The organism is Okeania sp. SIO2C2 (assembly GCF_010692625.1).
Classification (GTDB): domain Bacteria; phylum Cyanobacteriota; class Cyanobacteriia; order Cyanobacteriales; family Microcoleaceae; genus Okeania; species Okeania hirsuta.
The window spans coordinates 56,087-69,533 of record NZ_JAAHGM010000008.1 but is presented as its reverse complement, the minus strand read 5'-3'; the positions used below and the strand labels follow the sequence as shown (position 1 = coordinate 69,533).

General features: G+C 37.2%; 8 protein-coding genes. 5 read left to right on the top strand and 3 right to left on the bottom strand.

Annotated features, from left to right (window positions below):
• The first annotated feature begins 22 nt into the window (after window positions 1-22).
• A complete protein-coding gene (psb34, locus tag F6K18_RS08165; protein WP_124145780.1) occupies window positions 23-196 on the top strand; it encodes a photosystem II assembly protein Psb34 in 174 nt (57 codons plus the stop codon).
• 2,221 nt (window positions 197-2,417) lie between these two features.
• On the opposite strand, the gene secA is transcribed toward psb34, so the two are convergent.
• The 3 genes from secA to F6K18_RS08150 all read right to left on the bottom strand — a co-directional run bounded on the left by secA (window position 2,418) and on the right by F6K18_RS08150 (window position 7,572).
• Window positions 2,418-5,228, bottom strand: coding sequence for a preprotein translocase subunit SecA (gene secA, locus F6K18_RS08160; protein ID WP_287520005.1), 2,811 nt, complete (start codon window positions 5,226-5,228; stop codon window positions 2,418-2,420).
• A gap of 710 nt (window positions 5,229-5,938) precedes the next feature.
• On the bottom strand, window positions 5,939-6,484 hold the full coding sequence (locus tag F6K18_RS08155; RefSeq protein ID WP_287520004.1) for a diheme cytochrome C: 546 nt from the start codon (window positions 6,482-6,484) through the stop codon (window positions 5,939-5,941).
• Window positions 6,485-6,666: 182 nt separating this feature from the next.
• Window positions 6,667-7,572 carry an MBL fold metallo-hydrolase gene (locus tag F6K18_RS08150; RefSeq protein WP_287520003.1) on the bottom strand — a complete coding sequence of 302 codons (906 nt, stop codon included), beginning with the start codon at window positions 7,570-7,572 and terminating at the stop codon, window positions 6,667-6,669.
• Window positions 7,573-9,168: 1,596 nt separating this feature from the next.
• Between F6K18_RS08150 and rsfS the strand changes: the two genes are divergently transcribed.
• From rsfS to F6K18_RS08125, 4 genes are all read left to right on the top strand, one after another.
• The gene (rsfS, locus tag F6K18_RS08140; protein WP_287520002.1) at window positions 9,169-9,588 is read left to right on the top strand and encodes a ribosome silencing factor; all 420 of its coding nucleotides are present in this window, start codon (window positions 9,169-9,171) and stop codon (window positions 9,586-9,588) included.
• A gap of 64 nt (window positions 9,589-9,652) precedes the next feature.
• Complete coding sequence (locus F6K18_RS08135) at window positions 9,653-10,153, top strand: CGLD27 family protein (protein WP_287520001.1); 501 nt, start codon at window positions 9,653-9,655, stop codon at window positions 10,151-10,153.
• Between the two features lie 533 nt (window positions 10,154-10,686).
• On the top strand, window positions 10,687-11,640 hold the full coding sequence (locus tag F6K18_RS08130) for an asparaginase (protein ID WP_287520000.1): 954 nt from the start codon (window positions 10,687-10,689) through the stop codon (window positions 11,638-11,640).
• A 1,312-nt stretch (window positions 11,641-12,952) separates the two neighbouring features.
• Window positions 12,953-13,078, top strand: a complete 126-nt coding sequence (locus F6K18_RS08125; RefSeq protein WP_287519999.1) for a hypothetical protein — start codon at window positions 12,953-12,955, stop codon at window positions 13,076-13,078.
• Window positions 13,079-13,447: the final 369 nt, after the last annotated feature.

Sequence of the window (13,447 nt, the reverse complement as noted above, 5' to 3'; positions counted from 1 at the left end):
AAAAAAAATAAAGGATCTAATCATGCCATATACAACAGAAGAAGGTGGACGTCTAAATAATTTTGCTGCAGAGCCAAAAATGTATCAAGCGGACGCTCCAGATCAAAAACAACAAATGAACTATTTAGTTTTAGGAACTCTAGGAGCTGTATTAGTAGGTAGTTTAGTATTTGTTGCTTTTTCTGTTTCTGCTTAAACTTTAAGTAAAAATTATTTAAAGACTCAACCAGGTTCTTGAATTTTCAAGAGTCTGGTTTTCATTTTAATAAACTACGAGTCAATTAAATTAACAGTAGCTTCTACAATAGCGAGACGAGAAGATGCATAATTTTCTTTTCTCTTGGTTAATTCGATATAGCTAAAAACCCCGAAGAATGCAGAGTCGCTCCGAAGATCGACCACTTTTTATTCCTTTAAAAAGGGAGGTTTGATACCTGATTTTTTTGGTTAGAAGAGATAAGTATTACAAAAATTCTGATAATTAGGCTTGATTTTTCTCAAAATCATGAGTAAAGTCCTTAAAATACTCAAATTATTTGTAACATTATTTTTTCAAATTGGTAAAACTCCCCAGAAAAATTATTCCTGACTGAGCTTTAGGAAGTTGAAAAATTTAGCATCAACGATCATCAAAGTACAGTTATAAAAATCTGTTGATTGAGTAATATTAAATCCGGTAGTATCAGTATTATAGCAATTCCTATGTTTTGAGGTACAAAATTCATTTGTTTGAGGGAATAGAGAATAGTAATTCGGGAAACAAAGAATAGAAAAGAAAAAAAAACAACTCTATATCACTAATTTTATAAACACTATATTAAACTGTGAAGGAACAAGAGTAAATATTCTAGGAGCTTGCCATGATTGTAGGATAAAACGGCAGTTTGCCTACCAATAATTATAATAAAGGCAACCAGATCATTATGATTCAACCAGATTTTATCTAAAAAAAAAGACAAGACAGATAATAGAAACCTGGAAAGTTATTGAAAACTTGATAAATTTTGACTTCGCTAAACTCAGAAAAAGATTTTTATTGCTTTGATTTATCCATTAGTAACTTTTAATCAATAGAAATTTTAAATTTTAACCCTATTTATTGCTTTTTTCCTTCATACCTAATAATCTCTGATTTTTTATATTTTATATAGCAATATGATTTTAGTTGTGAGATATTGGAACCTTTATAGGGAACAGGAAACAGGGAACACATAAGAAGAAAAAACTTATCATATGAATATAATAATTGCTATATTCTATACTTTTAAGGAAAATCTCAATTCTCACAACTGATTCCTAATTGCTATAGTTATAAAATTAATACCAAGTTCATAAGAAATTGCATAGAATAATATATTAATCAGAATTGAGTTTAGATCGAAATAGATAAGTTAATAAATTTCATAATTCTGTGCCATCTCACATAAAATTGGTATAACACCCAATACCTACTACCTACCACAGCCATTTCGAGGGATTTTTTCTAGATTATCTTTCTGTTCTATGGTCAGATCAACTTGATCTGGCCGACCTCTTCCCATAATACGATCCTCCATTGCTGACTAGATTTAATCCACTATTTTAGCTGTGGAGCCTCCAGAAAACCTATTTTTGACTGTCTATTTTTTAGCGATCGCTTGTTTTTGATTGTCTATTTTTAGCGATCGCTTATCAGTCCAATAGTCACTTTTGGCTGGGGATTCTAATGCACCATTTTAGCTGTGTCGGTCCAGTAGTAGCGCGTCAAGCTTGAAATAGTGTTTTAGGAAAATTCTCCAAACCTTAGTCAGAGCAAGAATTATACTCAAAAATTTAATGCACCATTTTCAGCTTGACACGACAGTAGTAGCGCGTCAAGCTTGAAATAGTGTTTTAGGAAAATTCTCCAAACCTTAGTCAGAGCAAGAATTATACTCAAAAATTTAATGCACCATTTTCAGCTTGACACGACAGTAGTAGCGCGTCAAGCTTGAAATAGTGTTTTAGGAAAATTCTCCAAACCTTAGTCAGAGCAAGAATTATACTCAAAAATTTAATACACCATTTTCAGCTTGACACGACAGTAGTGGACTGTTTCACCTAAAATAGTGCATTAGCCTTTTTGATAATCACCCCATCACCCCGTTATTACATTCCCCCACCACCCCATTTTCTAATGCACATTTTTAGATGAAACAGTCCAGTAGGGTGTGTTAGCGCTAGATTACCCACCGACACCCTATTAATAGTGCCTTTGCGTAAGTCCTGTTTTTATTAGCTAAAGTTAATGTTTAGATGCTATTCAAATTATAGCAATGAGTGCTGGCATCTTTACATACTACTACTGTCTTTATATGTAGCATAAATCTACTATATGACCGACATTAACGAAAATTTCCGGTCTTATTTAATTTGCGTTCTTTATCCACTAATGAAAACTACACCGTCTCCGCTGCCGTAGTCTGCACCGCAGGTTGCGGTTGAAACTGGAACATCGAATAAACCACATTCCGACGAATATCCGTCATCATATCCAAAAACAACTCATAACCCTCACTCTTATACTCAATCAACGGATCTTTCTGACCATAACCCCGCAAACCAACAGACTCCCGCAACGCATCCATCTGCTGCAAATGCTCCCGCCACAAAGTATCAATCTGCTGCAAAATAAAGAACCTTTCTGCATCCCGCATCAAACCACCACGAATCTGATTTACCTGCGCTTCCTTAATATCATAAGCATTCCTCACCTGCTCGTGCATAAAAGTCTTAATATCATCCATCGACAAATCAAACAACTGCTCCGGAGTTAAATCTGCCAACAGATACACAAACTCCTTCACCTTACTTACCAACTTATCCAACTCCCACTCTTCCGAAGGCAACTCAGGATTAATATACGCCTCCACAATATCATCCATAGTTTGCTCCGCATATTTAATCACCTGTTCCTTCAAATCCCTACCTTCCAATACCCGTCGGCGTTCCGCATAAATTGCCCGACGTTGATTATTCATCACCTCATCATACTCAAACACCTGCTTCCGCATATCATAATAATATGTTTCCACCTTCTTCTGAGCACCTTCCAACGAACGAGTCAATAACCCAGACTCAATTGGCATATCTTCCTCAACCCCAAACGCTTGCATCATTCCAGCAACACGATCGCCACCAAAAATCCGTAATAAATTATCGTCTAAACTCAAGAAAAATCTAGTCGAACCAGGGTCTCCTTGTCGCCCCGCTCTACCTCGCAACTGATTATCAATACGCCTTGATTCATGGCGCTCAGTACCGATAACGTGCAACCCACCCAGGTTTATTACATTATCATGTTCCTTCTCCGTATAGCCTTCATATTCTTTGCGAATTAAATTGTACACCTCCCGTAACTTTTGAATTACCGGGTCTTGAGTAGGAGCTTTTTCCGCAGCGATCGCCACTTTATCTTCCACCACCAACTCAGGTAGCGCTCTCTCTCCCCACTCTTGCACCGCAAAACTTACCGTCTCCTTCAACATCTTTTCAGTTTGTGGCGACAACTTTACTGGAAAAATTTCTGGCGACACTTTCCAAGTTTTCACCTTCTTCTGTTCGCCAAAACCTTTAGCTGAATTTTGCTTTTTAGCTCCTGGTACCCGCATCATACCCATACCATCGTCTTCTTCCGGTTTAACAACCCTCGGCATCAGATACTCCCGTACTTTCAGTCTCGCCATATACTCAGCATTTCCACCCAAAATAATATCAGTACCTCGACCTGCCATATTAGTAGCAATAGTAACCGTACCCTTACCCCCTGCTTGTGCCACAATTTCTGACTCTCGCTCCACATTTTCTGGTTTAGCATTCAGCAACTGGTGAGGAATTTTCAGTTGAGCAAGTAACCTAGACAGTAACTCTGATTTTTCCACACTGGTTGTACCGACCAAAACTGGGCGACCTGCGGTGTGCATTTCCGCACATTCATTAGCGATCGCTTGCCATTTCCCTTTTTCTGTTTTATAAACCACATCTGATAAATCTGCTCTACCAGTTGGTCTATTAGTCGGAACAATTGTCACTTGCAGATTATAAATCTTCTCAAATTCCGTTTCCTCTGTTTTTGCCGTTCCCGTCATCCCCGATAATTTCGGATAAAGTAAGAAGAAATTTTGATAAGTAATAGTTGCCAATGTTTGAGTTTCTGGCTGAATATCCACCCTTTCTTTAGCTTCGATCGCCTGATGCAAACCATCACTCCAACGTCGTCCTGGCATTACTCTTCCTGTAAATTCATCAACAATAACTACTTCCTCATCACGAACAATATAGTTAACATCTTTGATAAATAATTCTTTTGCCTTCAAAGCATTAAACACAAAATGTGCCCAAGGATCTTCTGGGTTATATAAATCTTGTACTCCCAATAACTGTTCTGCTTGAGCAAAACCCTCATCGCTCAACAACACATTACGAGCTTTTTCATCTACTTCATAATGTTCTTTTTCTTTATCCAAAGCTGCTGCAATTTCTGCTGCTTTAATATACTTTTCACTAGGTCTTTCTACCTGCCCAGAAATAATCAGAGGAGTCCGTGCTTCATCTACTAATACAGAGTCAACTTCGTCAATGGTACAAAAATTAAATGGACGTTGTACTACCTCATCCATGCTAGTCGCCATATTATCGCGCAAGTAGTCAAATCCAACTTCACTGTTAGTAGCATAAGTAATATCGCAGGCATAATTTTTTTTCCGTTCTTCTGGATTCATTCCCTGTTGAATTAACCCCACAGTTAAACCCAGGAACCTATGCACTTGTCCCATCCATTCCGCATCTCGTCTGGCTAAGTAGTCGTTAACCGTAATTACATGGACGCCTTTGCCTGCTAGGCCATTTAAGTATGCTGGCAGGGTCGATACAAGAGTTTTACCCTCTCCTGTTTTCATTTCTGCGATTTGGCCTTGATGCAAAATGATGCCCCCCAAAAGTTGGACATCAAAGTGTCGCATACCTAGCACTCGCTTTCCTGCTTCTCGGACTACAGCAAAAGCTTCAGGTAGAATTTCTTCTAATATTTCTTTTTCTTCGTCCTTAGATGTTGCTTTTTCTAGAGCTTGTCTAAATTCTCCTGTTTTTGCCCTTAGTTGTTCATCTGAAAGTTGTTGAATATCTTCTTCGAGAATATTAATCTCTGTCACCCAAGGTTGAAATTTCTTGAGTTTCCGTGCGTTGGGGTCTCCGAGAAGTTTTTTGAACATAGTTGTTATCTAAGTTAAATTCCAATGATGAATTACCAAAATGGTTATTTTGCTTACCATTTTTTATAATTTTTGTCAAAATATATTTTTGGTTGTTAAAAAATGGGTATGAATTATTTTATATTTTATTTCGCGCCAGTGGCTTTGATATTATTTTTCAACAATTCCTAATTCCATTATTGAATTCAAAAGTCAAAAGTCAAAAGTCAAAAGTCATCCATGACTTACTTTGAGGATTTTATAGATATCTAAGGGAATAGCAGAAAATAAATTATCCCAATTTTTGTACTTAGATCGTTAACTAGCTACTATCTACTCCCTTTTTCCCCTCCTGGGAGGGGTTAGGGGTGGGTTCCTACTCCCTTACTTTCACAGCTAATGGGATAATTTTTTATTTGGAAGTCCCTAATATCAAATCCGTTGAATTGGACATCAAAAAATTATTCAATCGTCATAACTACGCTCATCTTTGTGATTCCCTCTTATCCTGACTCCTGACTCCTTTAATATCGCTCCCTCCTACAATTAAACGACAAGCTAGAAGTTGGGTATTTAATACCAATTCACTTAAAAAATGTCATAAATAGTAGGTAACTGATAAAGTAAAATAATAAGCTAAAATTGCTGTATCGTAGACGTTTGAAGTACCTAAAATATGACTTCTGAATTCAAACTTCTAACTTTTGACTTTTGACTTTTGACTTTTGACTTTATTCAGGCCATTCTGAATTTAGGGTCCGAAAGTCAAATTTTGCAGCGCTAGGATGACAAGAAACACAACCCTTAATATTCACATTTTGAGGAAGTTCTACTCTGGGATGAAGTGCTTTAAAATAACGAGAACTAGAAATTCTGTAAGGTATTCTCTCCTCTTGCTGTGATTTTACACGAGAAGATACTTGTAGGTAATTCCAAATAAGTTGACGAGGTGGATCTACAAGAGTAGGGATTTGTACACCGTAGTGTTGATAATCTTCTAGAATTACTTTCCAACTTTCTGTGGGAAGGACTTGAGGTGGTACTGGAATATGACAAGTAGTACAATTCTCTAAATATAATGACAGTCCTAATTGGTGACGTTTGGGAACCACATCAACATTACTCATTAGTTGAGGCTCAATTTGTGAAATATTTGTTGCAGTAGAAACTTTTGCCATCACCAAACCACAACTTGTACTCAATAAAAATATTAGTAGTAAAAGAAAAAAAACAGATGGTCGTCGTCTACCTCTATTTCTGAGATTAGATATTGGCATGAATATAATCTCTAGTGTTAATACTTAATTATTTTTTGTTAGTTTAACTAGCTATCAGGCTAAAAAGGTAGTGCATAGATAATGGTATCTAGAAGCTTGGGTTGTTCATTCCCTTTCCGTTCCGGAATGCTCCGCTTTCCGCACAAAGCTGACCGCTGAACTGCTGAGGTGCTAAACGTTTTCTAAAGAATCGGAATTGTCATACCTTCTTTTGCTACTAACCCATTGGGAAATACTGACTGGAGAGCAACTTGAACTTCATCCAATAAATTATCATGATGAGAAGGGTCGTGTTGAAACATAACTACTTGTTTGACTCCTGCTTTTTTTGCTATTTCCACACCTACTTGCCAAGTAGAATGTCCCCAACCAATTTTAGGAGATTCAGGATTATAGTATTCTTCATTTGTGTAGGTAGCATCATAAATCAGTAAATCAGCTTTACGAGCTAGATGAAGTACATTTTCATCAAAACGATCTTCATAATGTTCTGTATCTGGACAATAAACTACAGTTTTATCCTGCCAACAAACTCGATATCCAATAGCAAAATTTGGATGATTTAGAGGAGCTGTTTCAATCTCAATATCATCAACCTTAATTACATCTCCAGTGCTAAAGTCATCAAACTTCATCTCAGAACCCATTACCTGTAAAGGAATAGGAAAGTTAGGATTGACCATTTGATCGGCTAAACATTCCTTAATTGTAGTCCCATCAGGTGCGATTGCTCCATGTATGTGAAACTTATTGACAGGCATAAATGCAGGGATAAAAAATGGGAATCCTTGAATATGGTCCCAGTGAGTATGACTAAAGAATATATGAGCTTCCACTGGCATTTGCTTCATTAGGTTTAGACCCAATACTCTTAAACCTGTACCTCCATCAAAAATTAAACGTTTTTCCCCTACGCGCATTTCTACACAGGAGGTATTACCACCATAGCGAACTGTACTACTACCAGGGGTAGGTATACTACCTCGTACACCCCAGAATTCAACTACAAACTTGGTTTGCAAGGAGGCTGAGTGAATATCTATCTTCTCAGATTGTGATATTGGGGGTGAAGGCTCTGAAGACTGCATATTTCTGTGTTTCAGACTTGCGGTTAATACGAATCTGTTAAGAAATTCTTAACTGTCAATTGAGATTATTCTAGCAAAATCAGGTACTAATAATTGCTAGTATATCTTTAAAAAGATAATTTAGTTTAGTATAGAAAGCTATACTTTAAATCTAAAAATTTTTATTGTTTAGTTTGAAAGAGGTTATAGTTAAGTCTTGATATATCTTAGGATCTAGTAAAATCTCTGTATAACTAAACTATTTTAAATAGCGAATTAGTAAATAAATATTTATTCAAAAAACTATAACTTTTCAATTTGGAGAACTGGGGGTTGATAATTCAGTTAATTTTGATAATTTAACCAAAAACAAATATAAGCATTCAGCCGTCAGCTATGAGCTATTGATTTTGAGTCCCCGTAAAAGCAACCTTTGAAATTGAGAAATAATAAAATTTACTGTCAAAGTCCCCTGACTAAACCTTAGAACTAATTATTCATTACTAATTACTGTTAACGTAGTTCTGACCCAGGAGACTAACTGACTGCTAATAGCTGTTTACGCAGCATTCAGTAGGAAATGCTTACAAACAAATACTAAAATCTGTCGAAACGTTATAATTGTTTTTCCCTGTTGTTGTACCTTAGGTAAAAATCCGATAAATTTATACTTTAAGAAAATCACAAACTCTTATCAAAATCATCAGTGTGAAGTCAAAATAATTGTTATGAAATATGAGTAATTGTCAATTCCAAAATCGGAAAAATTAGATTTGGTTCAACTTAAAGACAAAGTATTAACATCAGGGTAATTTCATTCTAGATTTTGACAATGAATTTATTGATTTTCAGACAGCGAAGATAAATAAATTTCCTAAACCTGTAAATAACGTGGTTTCGTCAATACATAAAATGGCACAGTTGAGAATGAAAAAGCTCTGGTATTAACATGACTTTCCGTTCATGTTTCAGTCTCTAGGGTTAAACATATTCTGAGAGTAGAAAAAACGGCACAGGAGCTAGCAAACTATTATCCTATAAACTAGGATTAAAGATCAACTAGCAGCATTGATGCACGATTTTGCTAAATATTTTTCTCCCCTATTATTTATTACAAATTTCTAAGTCGGAGGGTTTAGAAATAGATTTAGTATCAGAAGTCTCTTCTCATTTGCTTCATGCTAATGTAAGTACGATTGTGGCCAAAAAAAGTTTGGTATCAAGGATAGGGAGATTTTAGCATCAATAACTAATCATACATGAGTAGAGCCAGCTATGAATCAGCTAAGTTGCATAATTTTCCTCGCAGATACTTTAGAACCAGGTAAAGGTGACAATGCAGAGTTACAGCATTTGAGACAACTTAGTAAGGAAAATCTCTTCCAAGCAGTTTGGTTAACCTGTGATTATACTATAAAGCACTTGCTAGGGACTAATTGTTTGATTCACCCAAAAATTATATTAACAAGAAATTGGTTCCTGAAAAAGGCCAAAAAACCCGAGGATGAACAAAAAATGAAGCAGCAATAAAATCAATCAGATTATGACTAATACAAAGGCTAAAAATTAGTCAACAGAAATATCCAATACAATAAATATAAGGAAACAGATAATTTAATGTCAAATTACCCCCATATTCAGTCCTTGTCAACCGAATTAAGTCAGACAAATTCAGAATCCGATGGAACCTTAGAATTGACCTCGATGATAGTTAACGCAGCATTAGACCGTAAAGGAGATAACATTGTTGTGATTAAAGTATCAGAAGTATCTTATTTAGCAGACTACTTCATAATTATCACAGGTTACTCTAATGTTCAAGTCAGAGCTATATCTCAGGCGATCGCCCAAAAGGTGGAACAAGATAGAGAACTTTATCCTCTAGGAGTAGAAGGCCAAAGGGAAAGTTCTTGGATATTAATGGATTATGGTGATGTCATAGTTCACATATTGAAGCCCGAAGAACGAGAATTCTACAATTTAGAAGCATTTTGGAGTCATGCAGAAAGAGTAGATATTTTATCATTGCTCAATTAGGAGCAGGCTGTCAATATGAACTACTTATTTGATTGGTATAAAATATATGTGAGGAAAAATTGATATGACTAGACAGATAATATCTAGCTCTCCAGTTCCGCCAGAACAACAACCAGTCAACGAATATGAAGAACTCAAAAATTCCTGGTTATTTTGTTGGGTAACATTAGAAAGACCTCAGTATATAAAGAAGTTAGTCTGGGTTTGGCTCTGGAGTTGGTTAGTATCAGGCCCAGTAGCAGCAGCAAGTTTTTTTCCAGAGAAATATCCGATCGAGTTTTTACTGAGTGGGTCAGCAGGTGCAAGCTTTATTCTAATTTTGGTATTATTGCGACTTTATTTAGGTTGGAATTATATACGATCACGTCTTGCTAGTACTACTGTTTTTTATGAAGAGTCTGGTTGGTATGATGGACAAACATGGCTGAAAACATCAGAGGAAATTACAAAGGATAGGTTAATAGTTAACTATCAAGTTCAACCGCTTATCAAAAGATTACGCAAAACTTTTTATAGTTTGGTGTTAATAATTTGTCTCGGTGGAATAATCTGGGTTTCGATCTAAAATTAACCCAAAATAGTTACAAAAAATCATAGTAATTTTGATTTAGGTAGTCAAGTAATTACAGTTATTTTTACCTGACTCATTCTCAGATTATATGCTTAACTATTTGTCTAAAATATCTGCTAAATTACACTATTCTATACAATAATCTCATACGGAATTGTACTTAAATAGTTTATATTTAGAAACTGTTTGTAAACAAAAGATTAAATAGGGTATGTGACAGCACCCTTACCACTGATGGAATAATGCTCGGTTTTACACCTCACGCACCGGGTGCTGTGGGATAGTGCGTTACGTGAAACTAACGCACCCTACGTGATTTAATATTAATTTAACAAAGACTCTCTTCAGACGATTATCTTAGCTGACATGACTAAAAATACTCGTACTTTTAAGGAAGAAATATTGATGAGCATAACTTAGTTTAGTATAAGAGAATCAGTTGAGACTTATTAAGATTAAATTGTCAAAAATACAGTTAAATTAATGTACTTGATGAATACTCAACTTGCCCAAAACAATAAATAAAAATGACAAGGGGAAAAAGAACACAAACTTCGCAACTAGAAGTCAGACTACTCCGAGAAGGTATCCTTGAATCAATTCACCAAGTTCAGGCCACTGTGTGCGACCATAGAGGTCGGGTTTTGTCCGTGGCCGGAGGTGCAGATACTGCCACATTTGTCCGTTCAGCTCTCAAACCATTTCAAGCTTTAGCAGTTACTACTACAGGCACCCTAGAACGTTATGACTTAACTGACTTAGACTTGGCCATTATCTGTAGTTCCCATCAAGGTACAATAGAGCAAGCAAGACAGGTATTTAACGTTTTATGGCGTTGTGATATTGACCCATCAAAACTCCAATGTCCAACTCCTGCCAATAAAAATAGTCCTTTGCAATATAACTGTTCTGGTAAGCATGCAGGTATGCTGGCTGTTTGTCAGCAAAGAAATTGGCCGATGGAGTCTTACCTGCAAATGAAGCATCCAGTTCAACAGTTGATTATTAGCAAAGTAGCTGAGTTACTGGCAATGCCCGCAGCAGAATTTATTGGCGCTCGTGATGACTGTGGTGCTCCAACTTATCTCCTGCAACTGAGTCAAATGGCAACCTTATACGCCAAACTGGCTTCAGGTGATAGTTTGGATCTAGAACGAATTGTCAGAGCGATGACCTATCATCCAGAAATGGTAGGGGGAGAAGGAAGTTTTGATACAGAGTTGATGCGCTTGACGGCAGGAGAAATTGTTAGTAAGTCTGGGGCCGAAGGAGTGCAATGTATTGGTCGGGTAGGTGAAGGGATGGGTTTGGCCATTAAAGTTAATGATGGTGCTAAACGAGCGAAATATGCAGTGGCTATTCACTTGTTAACTCAGATGGGTTGGATAAGTCCAACTATTGCTGAGACTCTAGGGGAAAATTATATTTCTCTCAGTAATGTCAAGCGTTTGGAAGTAATTGGAGAAATGTGTATGGTATAGTTCAACAATTAATAATTAATAATTACCTCTCCTTGAAAACGGATAGGATTGACTAATAATGAAAATTTTTTCTTGTTTCTCCTTTATAAGGAGAGGCTTTAAACCTTAATTATTCGGTGATTGGACAGCCCTGAAAAAAATTTTGAAAATATTTTGAGTAAGGGGTTGCAATTTTTATGAGGTTATGGTTATATTAATAAAAGACGACGCGGGATAGAGCAGTCTGGTAGCTCGTCGGGCTCAAGTTATAAGGTAAGACAAACAAAACAAGCACAGATAGACGCCGCTAGTCACTAAGCTTGAAGTTATACCTTGTAAGGGGCGGCATACGAAGAAATTTGTATGTGATTACTTGTCAAATTCGGGGAAACCGTTAGCGGGGTAATCCCGAGCCAAGCTCCAAGTAAAAGGAGAAGGTGTAGAGACTGGTTGGCAAGTACCCTAGCAGTTCTAGTTTGATAGAAGCTGAGGGTAAAGGGACAGTCCAGACCACAAACTAATTCTCAGAGTTGAGAATTAAGGCAGTGAAAGCTGTGGTGGTAAGCATAACCCGAAGGTCGGTGGTTCAAATCCGCCTCCCGCCATAAAAATAAATAATCTAAAAGAAAGTCTGGTAAATCTTAAAATTTATCAGGCTTTTTTGATTTTCGGTCTCAATACTTTTCCTCAGGAGTCAGGAGTTAGGAGTTAGGAAGGAAGAGGAGGAAAAGGAGAATGCGCTCTTATCCGGACATGATATGAAAGGCGAAAAGCAACATACTACTAAAGAAGTGAAGTTAGGTTTATGAGGAACAGGAACATACCATAGCGTTGCATATTTGTGCATTGGAAGGGGTGTGGGGAGTGTGGAGGAAATTACATATTTGCCCATTGGAATTATAGTAGCTCGTCTAGACTAAAGTTATGGGTAAAAACTCAACCCTCGCCTTACCAAGGGGGAGAATAACTCATAAGGGTAGGTTGTTTAACCCACATTTTCAAGCAAGACTTGCTAATAGTTTGAGAAAAAGAGGAACTAAAAGATGGGTTACCTTTTCTGCAAAGATTTATCCCCTAGTTCAGCAATGCCCCTACTATACAGCAGTTTTCATTTCGGTAGAACACAGTAGGGACGTTAAATAGCACTCAGCACTCAGCACTCAGCACTCAGCATTAGGACTTTTTTTATCTTGAGGAGGGGGTGAGCAACTCTTCCTAAACTAGGAGGCGCTTGGGGTTGCCAGGGTATAAACCCAAGGTCAAAAAGCCAAAAGCTGTTTGCGGAGCATTCCGGTACGGAAAATGCTGAAGCGCTGATAGCTAGTTAACGTAGTTGTGCGTAGCTAATGGCCAGAAAGCTAACCTAGAAGCTCTCCGCTTTATATGTTGCGGAGCAAAACGCCCCCTACAGGTTTTTGGTTATGACGATGTGGTTCATCAATCAACAAAAGCGGTGTAATACCAAATTGATAAATTTTTGCTACAAATAGCTAGGATATTTCTTAGGAGTCAACCCACCCCCGCTCCTCCCAGGAGGGGACCCAGTTGTGTAACTATGTCGGACCGAGTCACACGGGAATGGCTTCAATACCATTTTTGAGTTAGGAAATTCTCTTTTTGTCTTGGTGCGCTACCAGGTGCGACTGGCATCGTCGCGGGGTCGCACCGCTCTCTTGGTCGATTGGATATGGCGAGGTTCCCTCGCCATCCCACCCTACGGGAAGCTCCGAAGATCGACCGCTTTGTTAAAGGGACATCTCCTTTAAAGTCTTTTAATCACGCTTATTATTTGAACACATTCTTTTTTCAAAATGGTATAAGTATAGCA

Coding starts and splice junctions, on each gene's coding strand:
- F6K18_RS08135 (WP_287520001.1), top strand. CDS start 9,653: ATGACTAGACAGATAATATCTAGCTCTCCAGTTCCGCCAGAACAACAA.
- F6K18_RS08130 (WP_287520000.1), top strand. CDS start 10,687: ATGACAAGGGGAAAAAGAACACAAACTTCGCAACTAGAAGTCAGACTA.
- psb34 (WP_124145780.1), top strand. CDS start 23: ATGCCATATACAACAGAAGAAGGTGGACGTCTAAATAATTTTGCTGCA.
- F6K18_RS08155 (WP_287520004.1), bottom strand. CDS start 6,484: ATGCCAATATCTAATCTCAGAAATAGAGGTAGACGACGACCATCTGTT.
- secA (WP_287520005.1), bottom strand. CDS start 5,228: ATGTTCAAAAAACTTCTCGGAGACCCCAACGCACGGAAACTCAAGAAA.
- rsfS (WP_287520002.1), top strand. CDS start 9,169: ATGTCAAATTACCCCCATATTCAGTCCTTGTCAACCGAATTAAGTCAG.
- F6K18_RS08150 (WP_287520003.1), bottom strand. CDS start 7,572: ATGCAGTCTTCAGAGCCTTCACCCCCAATATCACAATCTGAGAAGATA.